At 35.6% G+C, this 19,364-nt stretch carries 14 protein-coding genes; 10 read left to right on the top strand and 4 right to left on the bottom strand.

The annotated features are described in order from the left end of the window. Positions 1–10 precede the first annotated feature (10 nt). Positions 11–1,222, bottom strand: a complete 1,212-nt coding sequence (locus BMW37_RS10570; protein WP_093320751.1) for a hypothetical protein — start codon at positions 1,220–1,222, stop codon at positions 11–13. An 811-nt stretch (positions 1,223–2,033) separates the two neighbouring features. Here BMW37_RS10570 and BMW37_RS10565 point away from each other — a divergent pair. The 6 genes from BMW37_RS10565 to lipB all read left to right on the top strand — a co-directional run bounded on the left by BMW37_RS10565 (position 2,034) and on the right by lipB (position 8,359). Beyond that, positions 2,034–3,494, top strand: coding sequence for a catalase (locus BMW37_RS10565; RefSeq protein ID WP_093320748.1), 1,461 nt, complete (start codon positions 2,034–2,036; stop codon positions 3,492–3,494). Between the two features lie 208 nt (positions 3,495–3,702). Beyond that, complete coding sequence (locus tag BMW37_RS10560; protein ID WP_093320746.1) at positions 3,703–4,689, top strand: glucokinase; 987 nt, start codon at positions 3,703–3,705, stop codon at positions 4,687–4,689. Between the two features lie 73 nt (positions 4,690–4,762). Continuing rightward, the gene (locus BMW37_RS10555; RefSeq protein WP_093320743.1) at positions 4,763–5,293 is read left to right on the top strand and encodes a cytochrome b; all 531 of its coding nucleotides are present in this window, start codon (positions 4,763–4,765) and stop codon (positions 5,291–5,293) included. Positions 5,294–5,338: 45 nt separating this feature from the next. Further along, positions 5,339–7,102 (top strand): 30S ribosomal protein S12 methylthiotransferase accessory factor YcaO, encoded by a 1,764-nt coding sequence (gene ycaO, locus BMW37_RS10550; protein WP_093320741.1) that lies wholly within the window; start codon positions 5,339–5,341, stop codon positions 7,100–7,102. A 142-nt stretch (positions 7,103–7,244) separates the two neighbouring features. Next, a complete protein-coding gene (ybeD, locus tag BMW37_RS10545; RefSeq protein WP_093320738.1) occupies positions 7,245–7,508 on the top strand; it encodes a DUF493 family protein YbeD in 264 nt (87 codons plus the stop codon). Positions 7,509–7,600: 92 nt separating this feature from the next. After that, the gene (gene lipB / locus BMW37_RS10540; RefSeq protein WP_218139524.1) at positions 7,601–8,359 is read left to right on the top strand and encodes a lipoyl(octanoyl) transferase LipB; all 759 of its coding nucleotides are present in this window, start codon (positions 7,601–7,603) and stop codon (positions 8,357–8,359) included. Positions 8,360–8,527: 168 nt separating this feature from the next. Here lipB and BMW37_RS10535 read toward each other — a convergent pair whose 3' ends face one another. Together BMW37_RS10535 and gyrA are read right to left on the bottom strand one after the other, a co-directional pair. Then, positions 8,528–10,783, bottom strand: coding sequence for a UvrD-helicase domain-containing protein (locus BMW37_RS10535; protein ID WP_093320736.1), 2,256 nt, complete (start codon positions 10,781–10,783; stop codon positions 8,528–8,530). Positions 10,784–10,917: 134 nt separating this feature from the next. Then, on the bottom strand, positions 10,918–13,611 hold the full coding sequence (gene gyrA / locus BMW37_RS10530; RefSeq protein WP_093320733.1) for a DNA topoisomerase (ATP-hydrolyzing) subunit A: 2,694 nt from the start codon (positions 13,609–13,611) through the stop codon (positions 10,918–10,920). A gap of 737 nt (positions 13,612–14,348) precedes the next feature. Here gyrA and trpB point away from each other — a divergent pair. The 4 genes from trpB (at position 14,349) to BMW37_RS10510 (ending at position 18,693) form a co-directional block, all read left to right on the top strand. Beyond that, positions 14,349–15,557: a tryptophan synthase subunit beta gene (trpB, locus tag BMW37_RS10525; protein ID WP_093320731.1), complete on the top strand. Its 1,209-nt coding sequence runs from the start codon at positions 14,349–14,351 to the stop codon at positions 15,555–15,557. Position 15,558: 1 nt separating this feature from the next. After that, entirely contained in the window at positions 15,559–16,365 is an 807-nt protein-coding gene (trpA, locus tag BMW37_RS10520; protein ID WP_093320778.1) for a tryptophan synthase subunit alpha, read from the top strand. Between the two features lie 237 nt (positions 16,366–16,602). Further along, a complete protein-coding gene (locus tag BMW37_RS10515) occupies positions 16,603–17,046 on the top strand; it encodes a DoxX family protein (RefSeq protein ID WP_093320728.1) in 444 nt (147 codons plus the stop codon). Positions 17,047–17,382: 336 nt separating this feature from the next. Next, a complete protein-coding gene (locus BMW37_RS10510) occupies positions 17,383–18,693 on the top strand; it encodes an MFS transporter (RefSeq protein WP_093320776.1) in 1,311 nt (436 codons plus the stop codon). Between the two features lie 154 nt (positions 18,694–18,847). Here the strand turns inward: BMW37_RS10510 and nrdG are convergent, their stop codons facing one another. Further along, positions 18,848–19,357 carry an anaerobic ribonucleoside-triphosphate reductase-activating protein gene (nrdG, locus tag BMW37_RS10505; protein WP_093320774.1) on the bottom strand — a complete coding sequence of 170 codons (510 nt, stop codon included), beginning with the start codon at positions 19,355–19,357 and terminating at the stop codon, positions 18,848–18,850. Between the last annotated feature and the right edge of the window lie 7 nt (positions 19,358–19,364).

Genomic DNA, 19,364 nt, shown 5'->3' with positions numbered 1-19,364 from the left:
AATTTTTGGTTTAATGCATATCAATATTCAGAGAATCAAATGGAATAATTGCCCAGTTAATAAATTTGCAAGATCGCTGATATTCTGGAAAACCCTCTGGGATTAGCATCAATCCATCTGGAGTTAATGCCCAGCCAGATTCATCCATCCATTCCCAATTAGACGCTTTTTGGTAATCACATTCAGTATCCGAAAGATGTACTTGATGGTGAGTTTTTATTTGTTCCACGGCCCAAGGGGCTATTGCACTAGGCTCAGCAAAATTTAATAACTCCGTTAAAGTCATCCTATTACCTGTTCTTCGATTAAACGTTATTCCCTTTATTATTTCTACAGGGTGTGCTCCACCACAATCCATATGAGTTTCTAGCTGAATGCTTAGGAATTTATCACTTAAAAAAACCGGCATCATGGTAGTTGAATACTCTTCATAATGAAAACAAGTTGCAAAATCTGCTAGCATCCTTCTAAAGATAATCTCTAGCTCAGAGTTAATTTTATTATCTGCATTTTCAATATTTGGTGCTATTGTATCAGTGTTTTGCTCTGCATTATTTTGAACGATTAAATTACCTTTATTTTCATCATCAATTACTAACTTAAAAAAATCAAATCCTGATATCGATTCATTAAACCAAACAAATGAATGTTTTAAATTATCCGGTAAAATCAAAGGAAGATGATTTCTTTTATTATAATTCATCTGCATTGATTGGTAATCTATTTCCTTGAACTGAAACTTTTTCTGCCTTAAATATTCGTATGGATTTTCGACTGAAAGCTCAAGTAAATAATCCGAATCTGAAGGGCTTGTTACTATATACTGTATTTTATGAAGATATACAGGTTGTTCATTTGTTGGTAAGGTGCTAGTTTCTATTCGTTTGCCAATGAATCCTGCATCTTGATATAGTAATTGAATATAGGTTGAAGAATCAGTACGTTCAAACCCTTCAAATAGCTTGAGTTCTTCTTGATTTTCAATGCCTATTACAGGCATATCCACTAATAATTTTTGTTTAAAATATCTACCAATATAGCTAATTTCAGGTTCACGTTCATCATCCGTTAATTCCAAAATAATTTCTTCGTTACCAATTCTACCAGTATAAGTTGCCGCCTGAGCACAAACTGAAATAAACAATATTGCTGATATCAGCACAATTAGGATAAAGCGAATACGCTTAATATAATTATTGTTCAAAAATAATAAATACGGCATAGGTGTCTCCTTGACAGAAAATCAAATCATCCTTTTAAAAATCAATCATATAAAAATAAAAAATAATAATACAAATACTATTAGTTCAATAACAAAAATTAAATAGGAATCTACAACCCTAAATAGATAGAGAGCTCAGAGATAATGAAACTAAGTAAATTTTATGGTATAACATTTTAGTGCACTGTATAGGTAATGATACTTAAGCTACTGTAAAATAGTCATCAAATTCCATAAAAGTTTATAATGATTTGTAGTTTTATTTTATTTAAATATAACAATACCTTAAAAATTATTCACTTAGTAAACGCTTAAATATACTCTGTAAAAAAAACGAATAAAAATATATCATCATTCATTTAAACTCTAGACAAATAATCTAATATTTTATTTTTAAACAATATTCATTCAACTGCATATTTACTGATTTGAAACGTGCAAAATATGCTTTAGTGTGCATATTTACAAAATAGTCATATCTAACGATTTACCACAAGGTTCTGCTTATGTATCTTCTATCTATCAACTTAATTGCTAAAATTGATTGGTATTAAACTGTATCATGCTTTAAGGTTGATTATGTTATTCATTAAATATCTCAATTTTATCACCAACAAAATCGAATATAATTTTAATGAAATAATTAAAATAGCAACAATTATTGATAAGTGTCATGACTTTTATAAACTGTCATGTCTTTTTCATTTAAGTTCATTACACTGTTTTTAGCGTGAATGAATATTGAAGTAATTGTGACATAACAGCTAAATAATGTATATTAAATCAAAGTATTAACCTATGGAGCGTATTTATGGATAAAAAAGTAACATGCCCCGTTATGACCACAACGGCAGGCTCACCAATTGCAGATAACCAAAATAGCTTAACTGCTGGAGCAAATGGGCCACTACTTATGCAAGATTGGCAATTAATTGAGAAATTAGCACATCAAAACCGCGAACGAATTCCTGAACGTGTTGTTCATGCTAAGGGTTGGGGGGCGTTTGGTACATTTACCGTAACAAAGGATATTTCTGCTTATAGCTGCGCTAAAATATTTAGCCAAGTTGGCAAAAAAATTGATATGCTTGCAAGATTTTCTACCGTAGCAGGCGAATTAGGTGCTGCTGATGCTGAAAGAGATGTGCGTGGATTTGCGTTAAAATTTTATACGGAAGAAGGTAACTGGGATATCGTTGGCAACAATACACCCGTATTTTTTATTCGTGATCCTCTAAAATTTCCTGATTTTATTCATACTCAAAAACGCCATCCTGTCTCACATTTAAGGAGTGCGACAGCAGCTTGGGATTTTTGGAGTTTGTCTCCTGAATCACTTCATCAAATTACAATTTTAATGAGTGATAGAGGTATTCCGGTCAGCCCACGCTTTATGAATGGATACGGATCGCATACATATAGTTTTTGGAATGCAAATGCAGAACGATTTTGGGTCAAATTCCATTTTAAAACACAACAAGGACACAAAACATTAACTAATGAAGAAGCAGAAGCTGTAATTGGTAAAACACGTGAGAGTTACCAAGAAGATTTATTTGGTGCAATTGAATCAAAAGATTTCCCTAAATGGACTGTTTATGTCCAGATTATGCCTGAAAGTGATGCTGAAAAAACATCATATAATCCATTTGATTTAACAAAAGTTTGGCCACACAGCGACTATCCCTTAATCGAAGTTGGGGTAATTGAACTAAATAAAAATCCTCAAAACTATTTTGCACAGATCGAACAAGCTGCATTTTCTCCAAGTAACGTTGTACCAGGTATTGGCTTTTCACCAGATAAAATGTTACAAGCCCGCATATTTAGCTATGCAGATGCACACCGTTATCGTCTTGGTACTCATTATGAAGCGCTGCCAGTAAACGCACCAAAATGCCCTGTTCACCATTACCATAAAGATGGTTCGATGAATTTTTTTGCTCATGAAGCAGGTAAATTGACAGGCCATGTGGATGCCTATTATGAGCCTAATTCTGTTGGCGGAGCTCAGCAAAATGCTCAGTTTAAAGAGCCGGCTTTAAAAATTTCGGGCGATGCAGATAGGTATGATCACAGATTAGGAAATGATGATTTTTCACAACCAAGGGCATTGTATCAACTTTTCAGTGATGCAGAAAAATCAAGACTATATAATAATATCGCCGCATCAATGAAAGGAGTACCAGAACACATTATTACAAGGCAATTAGCTTTATTTGAAAAAATAGACCCTAATTATGCAAAAGGTGTTCAATCTGCATTAAAATAATGTTAAACACTATAGATTAACACAATCCCCACCTCAAAAGCTCAAAGCCTGGAAGCAACACTTCCATGGCTTTTTTTATTGCATGTTTAAAATACATTTTAAATATGCTTATCAATAAATGCTAATTGAATAACACACCTGATAGTAATCTAGTCTATAATGGTAGATAATTAATTCATTTTATTATTCACTTAATGAGGATATTTTTATGTCTGTTTCAATAAAATTATTAGTTGGAGATATAGGTGGAACTAATGCAAGGCTTGGGCTATGTGACTTTGCAACAGGTGAGATAAGTCAAATTGAAAATTACCCTACAGCTGATTATCCAGGTATTGAATCTGTTATCGAGATTTACCTAGCTAAACACGCTACCCCTTCAAATATCAAAATTGATAAGGGATGTCTTGCGATAGCGACAGCTATTACTAGCGATAAAATTAGCATGACAAATAATCATTGGTCATTTTCTATTACTGAGGTTAAAAATAGATTCGGTTTTACATCGCTCTTTATGATAAATGATTTCACTGCTGTTTCCATGGCTATTCCGATGTTATCAGATAAAGATGTCATTCAATTTGGTGGACAAGCTGCTCATAAAGATAAACCAATTGGAGTGTATGGGGCTGGAACTGGGCTGGGTGTGTCTTATCTTATCCCTGCAGATGGTAAATGGGTGACCTTCCCTGCAGAAGGCGGTCATGTTGAATTTTCCCCATCTAATGATGAAGAAATAGCCATTTTAAACTATACGCGTAAATTCTATCAAGGACGTGTTTCAGCAGAGCGGATTTTATCTGGTATGGGATTAGTGAATATATATAACGCACTATGTGAAATGCAAAATATCACCCCTGAACAGTTAGAACCAAAAGACATTACTGAACGTGCCTTAAGTCAGTCATGCAAAATTTGTCAACGAACCCTTGAAAATTTTTGTATTTTACTTGGCCGTTTTGGTGGTAATCTAGCATTGACTTTAGGGGCATTCGGCGGGATTTACTTAGCAGGAGGAATAGTCCCCCGTTTCTTATCTTTTTTTGAACAATCTGATTTTAGAAAAGGATTTGAAGATAAAGGTCGATTTAGCGAATACATGGAAAAGATACCCGTATTTCTGATAACGCACCCTCAAACAGGACTTCTTGGTTCAGGGGCATTTATCAGGCAAGAGCTAGGAATAAAATTATAATACAGTTAGTTACTGATATAAATTAGAATTTATCACAGGGAAGTGATATTTTTAATATTTAAAGGAGAAACTTTTGAGAACTAAATATACTAAAATTCAAATTTCACTTCACTGGTTAACACTGATACTCGTTATTGCTGTTTTCGCAACAATCTATATAAGTGACTGGTTTCATGGGCCTATTAGAACAATGCTAAAGAACGCTCATTTTAATCTTGGCGTGTTTATTTGGTTAGTAATAGCATTTAGGTTATTCCTTAGAATTATTTTTAAAGCTCCGCCTATTGAGCCTCCCCTTAATAGAAAACAACAGATTGCATCTCGTGCTATGCATGATAGTTTATATCTTTTATTTTTAATCCAACCAATATTAGGGCTTATCACAAGAGCTTATGATGGAAGAACTTGGACGTTCTTAGGTATACCCATTGAACCCTTCGTAACTATAGATGAGACTTTTTCTTATACCCTCAGGGAAATTCATGAGATAATAGCAATTATTCTTATGATAATGATTGGGCTTCATGCATTTGCAGCGCTTTTTCATCACTATATAAAACGAGATAATACATTGATTAGAATGTTGCCTTCATCAAAAAAATAGGCATATTCTATCTCCCACCAATCACTGATTTTATTGGAATTTTTAATGCAAAAAACTTATATTCCTGGCAAAGATGCTGCTCTTGAAGATTCAATTGATTTTTTCCAAGCTCAACTATCCAAGTTAGGATTCAATATTGAAGAAGCTTCTTGGCTTAATCCTGTACCAAATGTCTGGTCTGTCCATATAAAAGATAAAGAATGTGCGTTATGTTTTACAAATGGCAAAGGAGCAACGAAAAAAGCAGCGCTTGCTAGTGCACTAGGTGAATTTTTTGAAAGACTGTCAACTAACTATTTTTTTGCGGATTTTTATCTAGGTGAAGAAATAGCAAATAGCCCTTTTGTCCATTACCCATCTGAAAAATGGTTCCCAATTTTAAATGATACAACTCTACCAGAGGGGCTCTTAGATGAAAGGTTGTATGAATGGTACGACCCTGATAAGGAACTCAATCCGTATGACTTGATTGATATGCAGTCTAGTCTTCCTGAAAGGGGGATTTGTGCCCTGCCTTTCACTCGTCAGTTAGATGGTAAAACAATTTTTATTCCGATGAATATAATTGGTAATTTATATGTATCAAACGGTATGGCTGCTGGTAACAGTTTCAATGAAGCAAAAGTACAAGCGCTATCTGAAGTATTTGAACGGTACGTTAAAAACCGAGTGATTAGAGAGAGAATTACTCTACCTTCCATTCCGGATGAAGTAACACAGCGCTTTCCTAAAATATATGAGGCAATTTCCACTTTAGAAGCTGAAGGTTTCCCCATCTATAGATTTGATTCATCATTAGGTGGAAAATTCCCTGTTATTGCCGTTGTCTTACTTAACCCTGAAAACGGAAGTTGTTTTGCATCATTTGGTGCTCACCCTAAATTCGAAGTTGCCTATGAAAGAGCTGTAACAGAGCTACTACAGGGTAGAAGTTTAAATTCGTTAGATGTTTTCCCTGCACCAACATTTGATGATGAGGAGGTTGGGGATGCTGCGAACTTAGAGACTCACTTTATTGATTCAAGTGGTGTTATTTCATGGGATTTATTCAAATCTAAATCTGATTACCCATTTATAGAATGGAACTTTAGTGGTTCAACTGAAGAAGAGCTTATCAATCTAACTAAACTTGTTAATGAACTTGGCTCTGATATATATAGCATGGAGTATAACCATTTAGGAGTCACTGCTTGCAGATTGATAGTCCCTGGATTATCTGAAGTTTATCAACCTGAAGATCTGATTTATGCAAATAACACAATGGGCATACATCTTCGAAATCAATTATTATCACTTGCGTCAACTCCAATCACGCAGGATGAGGCTGAATCATTAATTAATACATTATATGAATTAGATTTAGATGAAACTATCAGAATTCGAGAGCTATTAGGTATTGCCACTGGCCCAGCTACTCCTTGGTATACACTGAGAGTTGGCGAGCTTAAAGCAATGCTTTACCTAACTATAGGTGACTTTGAGAATGCTTTGATGTGGGTTGAATGGACTCTAGATTTTAATCAGTCAGTTTTCAGTAAAGAGCGAGTAACTTATTATCGCTGCTTGCATAACCTTTTGTTACTAACACAAGAGCAAGACAGAAATGCCATTGATTATTACCCAATTTTTATTAAAATGTATGGACAATCTATTTTTGATGCTGCAATACAAGCAATGAATGGTAGCGAACCTTTTTATGGTCTAAGCATTAATGGACAAACTCAATTAACTGCGCTAAGTTTTGAATCACATCGTTCATTGATATCTGCCTATAAAAAACTTCAACTTGCTAAACGCCTCAACGCTTAGGATTAACCAAGATTTGAGTTAATCATTTGAATTCATGCTTGAGAAATTATGTCATTCATCAGATAATAGTCGCGTATTATTTGATGAATGGAAATTCCCCCTCTCATCTCCCCAATTAATTTATTAATCTGTGATATTAAATATGAAAACAAACTTAGAACATTTACTCGAATTTCCATGTGATTTTCCATTTAAAATAATGGGAGTTGCATCGCCTGCACTAGTTGATAATGTCATGGCTATCGTACAAAAACACGTACCAGGTGACTATCAACCTATTGTTAAACCTAGTGGTAAAGGTAATTATCAGTCTGTATCAGTTATGATTAGAGCGACTAAAATTGAAGAAATAGAAATGCTATATGAAGAACTCGGTGCAATTGAAGGTGTTAAATTGGTTCTCTAGTAAACTCATACTAAAGTCTTTTATTAATTTGTTTTAAAATGCATAAAAGTTAATTTTATCTTATACAAAAAATCATCATCGCGAGTAGCATTATGAATAGCCTAGTATCGAATGTGCCAGTTTTAATAAAGCAACTTGGTACCTTACATTATAATGTGACAGATAAAGCGATGCATGAATTTACAGCTAACCGTCAAGAAGATACGTTAGATGAAATTTGGATTGTTGAGCATCTGGGTGTTTTCACTCAAGGTAGAGCTGGCAAAGCAGAACATATCATAGGCCATACTGATATTGAAATAGTTCAAAGCGATCGCGGTGGCCAAATAACATACCATGGGCCTGGTCAACTTATTATCTATCCACTAATCGATTTGAAAAGATACAAATTAAGTATTAGGCAATTTGTTTCAATACTTGAAAACAGCTTGATAATCACATTAGCATCTGTGGGCATTAAAGCTTATTCTAGGCAAGACGCCCCTGGTGTATATGTCGATAAGCTTAACCCTTATATTGACGCACCATTTGGTACTACTCTCGCTAATGCTACTTATAATAAGATAGTGCAAATTAAGGATTCAGTCAAAACATCAGAGATAAAACAAGAGTGTAAAATAGCTTCACTTGGGCTTAGGGTGAGTCGAGGTTATACTATGCATGGATTAGCCTTAAATGTTGATATGGATTTATCCCCTTTTGATATCATTAATCCTTGTGGGTTGATAGGTATGCAAATGACTTCTATTGCACAGCTACTATCCCCTTGCCCTCCCCTTTCTTTGATTTCAAGCTATCTTAGCAATGAGATTATTACTCAGATTAGATTAGCTTCAACTAACTCATTCTAATAGTTTTTTAGTGAAAAATTGCAAACTGAACCAGGTTATGGGTATGTTATCTATTATTTAGCCTGTCTTTAGATCTTATTTTAATGCTAATAATATCTAACAATCCCCTTTATTAAAAAATAAATCCAACGTTAAATATACTAACGATACAGTTGTAAAAAATATCAACTACTTAATTTGTTTTGCCCCGTAACCATTTAATTCATTGATAAATATGGAAGGTTTTTCTATATCATGCAATAACCAAGTGCTGTACTTTGCCCTTGTCATCGCAACATACATCCAACGCCTCATTTCAGCATCTAAAAATGATTCCATAATAGGTAACAAATGTTTTTCAAGTGCTGTATCACGAATAAATGCAGGGAAACTATCGCCAAATTGCTGAAGTCCGAAAACAAAAGTAAAATCTGACTCAACTCCATGTAATTGATTAAACGGTTTAAAAATAAAATTAAGATGTGGCCATCTAGATTTAAGACTGATAATTATTTCAGGGATTTGATAAAGGTACTGAGCGGTAAATAAAACCTGACTTGACTTTGGTGCAAATCCGCTAAGTTTATCTAATAAATCAAGCACATTAATATCAGGACTTGTGTAAATCGCATTTTGATGTTTTGGTGCCATCAATTTAACTGCAAATGCCCCTAATTTCGATGGTTTGTCATCTATAACGAGATAAGGCTTGATTTGCTGATTTGGATTTTGGTTAATAAAAGTATCAGTCAATTTACGAATATCAGGTGATAAACGATAGTCGTGCTCGAGTTCATAAACAACATTTTCTTCTGGTTTTAATTTTGCCTCTTCGATAAGCTCATCAATGCCAGCAGGAGTTTGCCCAACTGTTAAAATTTGAGCATCATCTGCGCAATAAAGAAAATGGCCACCAGCAGATTTCTCTTTCAACCCTTTAAGCAATAACCTGGCTAATAAAGAAAATTCTTGATATGTATCAATCAGTATATGGCGCCAAGGTGTCACAAATTTAGCCCGCCCAACAGCTTTAAGTGCCTGAATAAGTGCATCTGGCTCATCAATTGCCTGTTCAGATTTTATTTTATCTTTCCAAGCTTTTAGTAATGGTGCAAATAATTTTCTTTCAGCAATCACTTGTGCTTCGTCTGGTGCTAACAATGCATGATCAGGGATATCATTTGCAACTGCTAATTCGTTTTTTTCATTGATATCTGATTGTTGACTTGCTTCATGGGCAGCGCTTGAGTGGCTTTGTTTAGATTTTTCCAGTACAATCAATGCATCATTAGCTGTTTTATTAGCCTTTTCAAATCTTAAATGTTTAAGCCATCTGTCTAATCTTGCTCCCATTCTTATTGCAATATCAGGTTCTAACCAAAAATCCCCAGCAATAATTTCCCATTCGTATTGATTGCTTAACCAATTGCGCCATAATTTTGCGAATGGTTTTTTAGTCGAACATAGGTGCTGCCACGTTTGAAGTAACCATTTTTCACGCTCTTCAGTATCGTTTAATAATGAAAAAAGATTCAGCGTTTTTTTGCTCGTTTGTTTTAATAGGTAAAATGCTAGCTCATATGGGGTTTTTAAGTCTAATTGATTAACCGTTCTGTCGTTAAATGTACGACGAATCAACTCTAATCTTTGTTTAGATGGACTATCAGCAGCCATTAATAAAATATCATCTGGCAAAAGTGGTAAAAAAAGCGGTTGTAATGTATCTAATGCTAGCTCATGCTGATATAAGAGCCAAGATGCTCTTGCTATTAAAGCTGTCGATTTACCACTTCCCGCAGAGCCTAGTACGAGCATACTAGGCTCTTGCTGCAGAACAACGTAAAATTGTGATGGATCTAATATAAATGGAAATCTTTCAAAAAAATTTGCATGAGTATGTCGTATTTTTATAGCCCATTCATTATTGTGCTCATGCCATCTTTCAATACCCTCATGCTGCCATTGCTGTAATAGATAATCTAATTCACTTAAGGCCTTAAATTCTCCAATTCTTTCTTCAGGAAAAGGGAGGGACTCATAAGTATTGTCTAACTCTTTTGCTAATCGAATAAATTCTTTTTGAGGTAACCAACAATCACGGTTACTCAATGCATTAATTGATAAAATTTGTTTTTCAAGATGCTTAGTTGCATGAACTAAAATATCCTTACTCCACTCTTGCCAATTTATGACTAACTGGTCATAAAATTGAACTGTTGCTTGCCACTCAGTACCATGTAAACTAATTGCATTTTCATGTGATAAGATAAACTCAATTTCTCCCCAAATCAAACCACGCTTACAAGAGAAACTAACAATTTGATTGAAAGCGATAATACGTGTTTCTTTAGGGCCTGAAAGCTCAACGCCCGCGTCTAGGAGTTGAATCTGATGGAAGGGATGTTGCGCTAAGTGTTTACCTAAAAGAGTCGCTTTTAATATCATTTCTATATTCCGACAAGTCACAGAACATCGTATACGATGCCTTAAATTGATTCAATTATGTGCTAGGTACTTATGGATAAATGAAGGCTGAATAAGTTGATTAATCAGCCTTCATCTAGGAATGTGAATTTTACTTATTCATCGTCACTCAATTCATCAGACTCATCATCGATCATATCTTCTGATTCATCTTCTAATTCTTCGGCACCATCAATTTCAACTGGTTGTTCATTTGCTAGAATTGCTAATTTAGTCTCTTCATCCAGTTCTTCTGATTCAGCTACACTTTGCAATCCAACAACATGTTCATCTTCTGCGGTTCTTATTAATGTCACACCTTGAGCATTTCTGCCAACACGACTGACTTCTGCAACTCGTGTTCTGACCAATGTTCCTGCATCTGTAATAAGCATAATCTCATCGGTTGCCACTACTTGAACAGCCCCCACAACTTGACCATTTCGCTCGCTGACTTTAATTGAAATGACACCTTGCGTTGCTCTAGTTTTTGATGGGTAAAGCTCAAGAGGAGTTCGTTTACCAAAGCCATTTTCAGTTACCGTTAAGATATCCCCTTCAGGTTTTGGAACAATTAACGAAATCAGCTTAGCACCTTTTCTTAGTTTAATACCACGCACACCTTTTGCTGTTCGACTAAGAGGTCTAACTCCCTTAACAATTACACCTTCTTCATTACGCTCTTCTTCAAGGAATCTGACCACCTTACCATCAGAAGAAAATAACATGATTTCATTGCTACCATTAGTCAAATCTACACCAATCAACTCATCGCCTTCAGCAAGTTCTACAGCTTTAATCCCTCCTTTACGAGGTTTACTAAATTCTGTTAAGGCTGTTTTCTTCACCGTACCACTTGCCATAGCCATAAATACATTCAGCCCTTCGGTATATTCATGTACAGGCAAAATAGCAGTGATCCGTTCTTGTGGTTCTAATGGCAATATGTTAACAATTGGTTTACCTCTTGCAGCTCTACTTGCTTCAGGTAACTGGTAGACTTTTAACCAATAGAGTTTACCTCGGCTAGAGAAACATAAAATGGAATCATGCGTGTTAGCAACTAAAAGTCTCTCAATAAAATCTTCATCTTTAATATTAGCAGCAGATTTCCCTTTACCACCTCGTCTTTGAGCATCGTAATCACTTAATGGTTGGTATTTAACATAACCTTGGTGGGATAGAGTCACAACAACATCTTCTTGAGTAATTAAATCTTCTAAATCAATATCAGATGTATTATCCGTAATTTCAGTTCTGCGTTCATCTTTGTATTGTTCGCGTATTGCTTCTAGCTCCTCACGGATAACTTCCATTAATCTTTCTGGTACATTGAGAATATGAAGTAATTCTGCAATTTTAACCAATAATTCTTTATATTCTTCTAGCAATTTTTCATGTTCAAGCCCCGTCAATTTATGGAGTCTTAAATCTAAAATTGCTTGAGCTTGTACTTCAGTGAGCGTATAGCGGCCATCATGAATGCCGTATTGTGCTTCTAACCCTTCTGGTCTTGCTAAATCATCACCTGTGGCTTCAAGCATTTGAGCAACATGGCCTAACGCCCAAGTTTTTTCAAGTAACGCTATTTTTGCTTCTGCAGGAGTGGGTGCATTACGAATAGTTTCTATAATTTCATCGATATTTGCTAATGCAATTGCAAGCCCCTCTAAAATATGCGCTCTTTCTCTTGCTTTACGGAGTTCATAGATAGTTCTGCGCGTTACAACTTCACGTCTATGGTTCACAAACGCTTTTAAAATATCTTTTAAGTTCATTAATTTTGGTTGACCTTGATGTAAAGCAACCATATTAATTCCAAATGTCGTTTGCATTTGGGTTTGTGAATAGAGATTATTGAGTACTACTTCCCCAACTGCATCACGTCTTACTTCAATAACGATACGCATACCATCTTTATCAGATTCATCACGTAACCCTGTAATACCTTCAATTTTTTTCTCTTTAACAAGTTCTGCAATTTTTTCGATTAATCGAGCTTTATTAACCTGATAAGGAATCTCATGAACAATAATAGTTTCACGTCCAGTTTTTTCGTCAACTTCTACTTCTGCTTTAGCGCGAATTGAAACCTTACCTCGCCCTGTTCTATACGCATCAACAATTCCTCTCCGACCGTTAATAATACCGGCGGTCGGAAAATCCGGCCCTGGAATAAAATGCATTAGACCTTCAACTGTAATATCTTCGTCTTCAATAAATGCAAGGCAGCCATCAATGACTTCAGTTAAATTATGAGGGGGGATATTAGTTGCCATTCCCACAGCGATACCAGATGATCCATTTAAAAGCAAATTAGGTACACGTGTAGGCAAAACAGAAGGCATATGCTCTGTACCATCATAGTTAGGCACAAAATCAACCGTTTCTTTATCTAAATCAGCCAAGAGCTCATGAGCGATTTTCTTCATCCGAACTTCGGTATAACGCATTGCTGCAGGTGAATCACCATCAACAGATCCAAAGTTACCTTGCCCATCAATTAGGGTATAACGTAGTGAGAATGGTTGTGCCATTCGTACAATCGTATCATACACTGCACTATCACCATGGGGATGATATTTACCAATTACGTCACCAACGACCCTAGCTGATTTACGGTAGGCTTTATTCCAATCATAACCAGATTCATGCATTGAGAAAAGTGCACGCCGATGTACTGGTTTTAATCCATCTCTCACATCTGGTAATGCACGTCCAATAATGACAGACATAGCATAATCCAAATAGGAATTACGCATTTCATCTTCAATATTGATAGGTCTAATCTCTTTGGCAATCTCACTCATAGCGCCGGTCATCCTTATCGTTTGTTACGTTAATAAAAATGGATAAATGATACTTACCATAGTAAGTTTATTTTTCAATACAAGTTTGATAAATGAGCTAATACATAAAGAGCTTTTCTTGCGCGCATCTATTATCTCAATTCACTAGCTTAGTTAACCGACTGGTCTAATCTAAACATGTTATTTTCAATCCGTAGTTAATAAATTGATTTAAAAATCGAACAATAATCTTTTCTTAACGATTTGACCTAGTTAATCTTTTGGTTATTACTCTAAACATTATCTCTCTTTATTTTTAACACACTACTTGTATTGATAATTCAATTAACACCGCTTATATGTCAAATTTATATGATTAAATTAATTATCAGCACTTTGGCCCTAATGAATAAATAGAGCCGTCTGTTGACTTTAACTCTAAAAAACATGTGGCTTTATACGCATGACTCAATAATTTTGACTTAGCAATTGATTAATCAATTTACCCAAATGATAATCATGCATTATAGCATAAAAATGTAAAAGATTCGCCTTTAAAAAAGGAAAAAATGATGTATCACTTGAATAGTACACTTTAATCCGTTATAGTGAGTTTCGTTCAGATATACGCCTTATCTGATAGCAAGATAACAAGTATTTAAAATGTATGCGACTTGAAACCTATTGAGAAAAAACCTCAGTAGTATGCCATCAAACTGATTCAATGATATCTAACACCTAGCAATCGTGAGAAAACTATGACAAAAGCACATAAAACCATACTAGACCCTTATTTTGGCGATTTTGGTGGGATGTTTGTTCCACAATTATTAATGCCTGCGCTTTTGCAATTAGAAGCCGCATTTGTTGAAGCGAACGCAGATCCGAGTTTTCATTCTGAATTTCAATCATTATTGACTGAATATGCCGGTAGACCAACTCCTCTTACCTTATGCCGAAATCTGACAGAGGGTACTAAAACGCAACTATTTCTTAAACGTGAAGATCTCTTACATGGTGGCGCTCATAAAACTAACCAAGTGCTAGGGCAAGCGCTTTTAACAAAACGCATGGGTAAAAAAGAAGTTATTGCTGAAACGGGCGCAGGACAACACGGTGTTGCTACAGCATTGGCATGTGCATTATTAGGATTAAAATGTAAAATTTACATGGGTGCTAAAGATGTCGAACGTCAATCGCCTAACGTATTTAGAATGAAACTAATGGGTGCAGAAGTCATTCCTGTTCATAGTGGATCTGCTACCTTAAAAGACGCATGTAATGAAGCGCTTAGAGATTGGTCTGCTAGCTATGAAACCACTCATTATATGCTTGGTACTGCAGCAGGTCCCCATCCATTTCCGACGATCGTGCGCGAATTTCAACGTATGATTGGTAATGAAACGAAACAACAGATTAAAACAAAACTCAACCGCTTACCTGATGCTGTTATTGCATGTATTGGTGGCGGGTCAAATGCAATTGGTATGTTTGCTGATTTCATAGAAGAGTCAAGCGTAAGACTAATTGGTGTAGAACCTGCGGGTCATGGTATTGACAGTGGACAGCATGGCGCTCCATTGAAGCATGGTAAAGTCGGAATATATTTTGGTATGAAATCGCCAATGATGCAAACTTCTGAAGGTCAAATAGAAGAATCTTATTCAATATCCGCAGGGCTTGATTTTCCGTCTGTAGGACCACAGCATGCCCATCTTAACCAAATTGGTCGTGCTGAATATGTTTCAGTAACTGATGATGAAGCTCTTGAAGCATTCCAAGCACTTTGCAAATCTGAGGGGATTATCCCTGCTTTAGAATCCTCGCATGCACTTGCCCATGCTCTTAAGATGATTAAAGCAGAACCTGATAAAGAACAAGTACTCGTAGTCAATTTATCAGGTCGTGGAGATAAAGATATTTTTACCGTGTATGATATTTTAACGGAAAATGGAGCAATTAAATAAAATGAATAGATATAAACGCACATTTGACACTTTAGCAGCTAAAAAACAAGGTGCATTTGTACCTTTTGTAACGATTGGCGATCCTTCAATTGAAGTTTCCAAACAAATCATACAAACCTTGATTGATGCAGGCGCAGACGCACTTGAGCTCGGGATTCCTTTTTCAGATCCGCTTGCTGATGGTCCTACCATTCAAAATGCAACTTTACGTGCATTTGCATCTGGCGTGACAACTGAAGCATGCTTTGGACTATTAAAAGAAATTAGACAATCCAATCCAGATATTCCAATTGGATTACTCATGTATGCTAACTTAGTGTTTAGTAATGGTATTGATACTTTTTATCAAAAATGTCAACAAACAGGTATCGATTCTGTATTAATTGCTGACGTGCCATTTGAAGAATCAGAACCCTTTAGGGAATCTGCAATTAAGCATGGGATTGCTCCTATTTTTATTTGTCCTCCTAACGCCACAGAACAATTAATTCAAGACATTGCCAAAGCAGGACAAGGATATACCTATTTTCTGTCAAGAGCAGGTGTTACAGGGGCTGAAACACGCGCAAATATTCCAGCTAGCCACTTAATCGAATCACTTAAAAAAGCTAATGCAGCCCCAGCATTGCAAGGATTTGGTATTTCAGAGCCTAGCCAAGTAAAAGAGGCAATTGAAGCTGGTGCAGCTGGAGCCATTTCAGGTTCTGCTATTGTAAAAATTATTGAAACTCACCTAGAAGATGTTCCAATGATGTTAGGCTCACTTTCTAAATTTGTATCAAGTCTAAAAGCCGCCACCCATTACTAAGCATTAAAAAACAACAACTTAAAGCCTAAACTCCAATCTATCCTCGTTAATATTAACTTAGAGGATAGATTAACTGTTTTATCTACAATAAGTAAGTTTTCAGCGTGCATTTAAAAATTTTCAACATCTTATATAATATCTTTAACTTTCAATCTAATGCTATACCAATAATACTATTCATCTGACTACGAGGTAGCAATCATGCGACCTAATTTTATTAAATAATGGGATGTTGAAATGAGTATTTTTGGAAACAAGCGTTTTACTAGCCTTCAGGCTAACACTATTTTATTGATAATTGCTAAGCTACTTATCATTTGGTTATTTTTACCTGCCGGAATTAATAAAATAACAGGATTTGAAGGCACTGTAGGCTACATATCTTCTGTTGGATTACCTTTTGCAACGCTAGGGGCAATTTTAGCAATTTTGATTGAAGTCTTTGGTAGCTTACTTCTTTTAGTAGGTTATCAACAAAGATTAATTAGCTTAGTGCTAGCAATATTCACCTTATTATCTAACCTATTTTTTCATGCATACTGGAATGCCCCAGCTGACAGCGCGTATGTTCAGCAACTGCTATTTAACAAAAATATCGCAGTGGTCGGTGGATTGTTAGCTTTATTTGTAGCAGCAAGCATGCCTCACTCATTGAGTATTGATAGCAAATTGAGAAAATAATTCAAATCAAAAAGGTGTATTGAATTATTTCAGTACACCTTGCATATTATTCTTGTACGTTGCTCCTTCTAATAATAGTCTATTTTCCTTATTAACACCCAACAAAAACCTGCCTCTTCATGATTTTAAATCACTTCTGAACAATCGTCATGTACACCTATTAAGAATTCTCCACTTGCTGTTTTTTTAAACCAATTAATAAGGATTATTCATTGACATTTCTTTAAATTTTCTTTACGTTGATATGACAAAGTATAAGTTAGATAAAACAATTTATGTTTGCTAAATTATTTATTTTCAACCAAAGGGCTTTAGGAGAATATTGTGTCAACTAAAATGAATACTGCTGGACAACCACCTGCAAGACGGCTTAATCGAAATGATTTTAAAACACTAGGACTTTCCTCTCTAGGAGGAACTTTAGAATTTTATGATTTTATCATATTTGTATACTTTACCTCGACTTTATCGCAACTCTTTTTCCCAGGAGATAATGATTTCATTAAACAAATTCAAACTCTAGGTGTATTTTCCGCAGGATATCTAGCACGCCCACTTGGCGGTATCATCATGGCTCATTTCGGTGATACTATTGGCCGCAAAAAAATGTTTACCTTGAGTATATTTTTGATGGCATTACCAACAATCGTTATCGGAATGCTGCCAACCTATGAACAAATAGGCTATGCAGCGCCTATTTTGTTATTAATAATGAGAATACTACAAGGTGCTGCAATTGGTGGAGAAATGCCTGGTGCATGGGTGTTTATTGCAGAACATACACCAGCTCAGCGGTATGGATTTGGAATTGGTACATTAACATCTGGTATTACTGGTGGAATATTCCTTGGGTCAATTGTTGCTATCATTATCCAGCGAACATATACACAAGAAGAAGTTACAGAATTTGCATGGCGTATTCCATTTATTTTAGGCGGTGTATTTGGTTTTATCTCTGTATTTTTAAGACGTTATCTAGAAGAAACTCCTATTTTTAAAGAACTAGCAAGCAAACGTCAACTCTCAAAAGAACTGCCTCTTAAAACGGTTTTCAAAGAGCATCTCGCAGCTTGTGGCTTAACTGCTATCATGACTTGGGCTTTATCCACAGCAATTGTTGTGACTATCCTTATGACTCCTGGCACTATATTGGAAAAAATGCATGGCATTCCCAGAGATTACGCGCTTGAAGCGAATGCTGTTGCAACATTAATGTTAACAATAGGTTGTATTTTTTGGGGCTATTGTACAGATAAATTTGGTACAAAGTTAACCTTAATTGCTTGTTGGGGCGGGTTAATTATTACTGCATTTTACTTCTACTCATCCCTTCACCCAGAAATAAGTGCTGGTAGATTAATGTTTAATTACGGATTAATGGGCTTTTTTGTCGGTTCAATTGCAACAACCCCTATTCTCAGTACGCGAGTATTCCCTGCTGAAATCCGTTACTCTGGCTTATCTTCTGCTTACAACCTTTCTTACGCTTTATTTGGTGGGTTAACACCGGTATTAACAGCTTGGGCATTAGGTAAAACCGATCTCGCAGCAGCAATTTATGTCAGCTTTGTGGCACTTTTAGCCATCATCATGGCTTGTATTCCACTAGGTTACCGTGGATATGTCGCTAAGAAGAATAATACTTAATCTTCTTTAATGACCTACTATAGATTACAGTAGGTCATTATCTTAATGCGAATCTCTGCTAACAGCTATTGTGATCAACTTTTGCCCTACCAACTCATGACTCTATACAGTAATACTTGTAGTAATATTCATACTCAATGAAGCTTAATATAATTCACTCAATTTGGGATGATACATCGATCTTTTGATTAAAATGATCCCATGGATTGGTGTAAATGACCTGATTTGAGCTTCCCCTAAAAAGTAAATTAGCATCATAAAGTGATTGTTCAAATTTACCATCTATTAGCACATTGATATAGGGTAATATCTGCCTCTGCTCAAATGATAGCTCATGTAACTGGTACCCAGTCCAGAGCCAGATATCTTTTTCTGGCACCAAGTCTTTAACCAATTTCACCAACCCAAGTATAGTGGCACAATTTTGCGGATGTAACGGATCTCCGCCAGTTAATGATAAACCTTGCCTGTTAATACGATTATCAGATAAATCATTTAAAATCGTCCTGATAAGGTTATCATCAACAGGCTGACCACCCGATAAAGACCATGTTGATTGATTATAACACCCTTTACATGCATGCTCACAGCCAGATACAAATAAAGTACAGCGTGTACCAGGTCCATTTAGTACATCTATTGAATAATAGCGTTGGTAATTCAACACGGTT

The organism is Thorsellia anophelis DSM 18579, from assembly GCF_900111395.1.
GTDB lineage: Bacteria > Pseudomonadota > Gammaproteobacteria > Enterobacterales > Thorselliaceae > Thorsellia > Thorsellia anophelis.
The sequence above is the reverse complement of the archived record's forward strand: the minus strand, read 5'-3'. Positions and strand labels throughout refer to the sequence as shown.

What these genes read in the sequence shown, in the direction of transcription:
- BMW37_RS10570 (WP_093320751.1), bottom strand. Translation starts at nt 1,222, where the DNA reads ATGCCGTATTTATTATTTTTGAACAATAATTATATTAAGCGTATTCGC.
- BMW37_RS10565 (WP_093320748.1), top strand. Translation starts at nt 2,034, where the DNA reads ATGGATAAAAAAGTAACATGCCCCGTTATGACCACAACGGCAGGCTCA.
- BMW37_RS10560 (WP_093320746.1), top strand. Translation starts at nt 3,703, where the DNA reads ATGTCTGTTTCAATAAAATTATTAGTTGGAGATATAGGTGGAACTAAT.
- ycaO (WP_093320741.1), top strand. Translation starts at nt 5,339, where the DNA reads ATGCAAAAAACTTATATTCCTGGCAAAGATGCTGCTCTTGAAGATTCA.
- ybeD (WP_093320738.1), top strand. Translation starts at nt 7,245, where the DNA reads ATGAAAACAAACTTAGAACATTTACTCGAATTTCCATGTGATTTTCCA.
- lipB (WP_218139524.1), top strand. Translation starts at nt 7,601, where the DNA reads ATGAATAGCCTAGTATCGAATGTGCCAGTTTTAATAAAGCAACTTGGT.
- BMW37_RS10535 (WP_093320736.1), bottom strand. Translation starts at nt 10,783, where the DNA reads ATGATATTAAAAGCGACTCTTTTAGGTAAACACTTAGCGCAACATCCC.
- gyrA (WP_093320733.1), bottom strand. Translation starts at nt 13,611, where the DNA reads ATGAGTGAGATTGCCAAAGAGATTAGACCTATCAATATTGAAGATGAA.
- trpB (WP_093320731.1), top strand. Translation starts at nt 14,349, where the DNA reads ATGACAAAAGCACATAAAACCATACTAGACCCTTATTTTGGCGATTTT.
- trpA (WP_093320778.1), top strand. Translation starts at nt 15,559, where the DNA reads ATGAATAGATATAAACGCACATTTGACACTTTAGCAGCTAAAAAACAA.
- BMW37_RS10515 (WP_093320728.1), top strand. Translation starts at nt 16,603, where the DNA reads ATGAGTATTTTTGGAAACAAGCGTTTTACTAGCCTTCAGGCTAACACT.
- BMW37_RS10510 (WP_093320776.1), top strand. Translation starts at nt 17,383, where the DNA reads ATGAATACTGCTGGACAACCACCTGCAAGACGGCTTAATCGAAATGAT.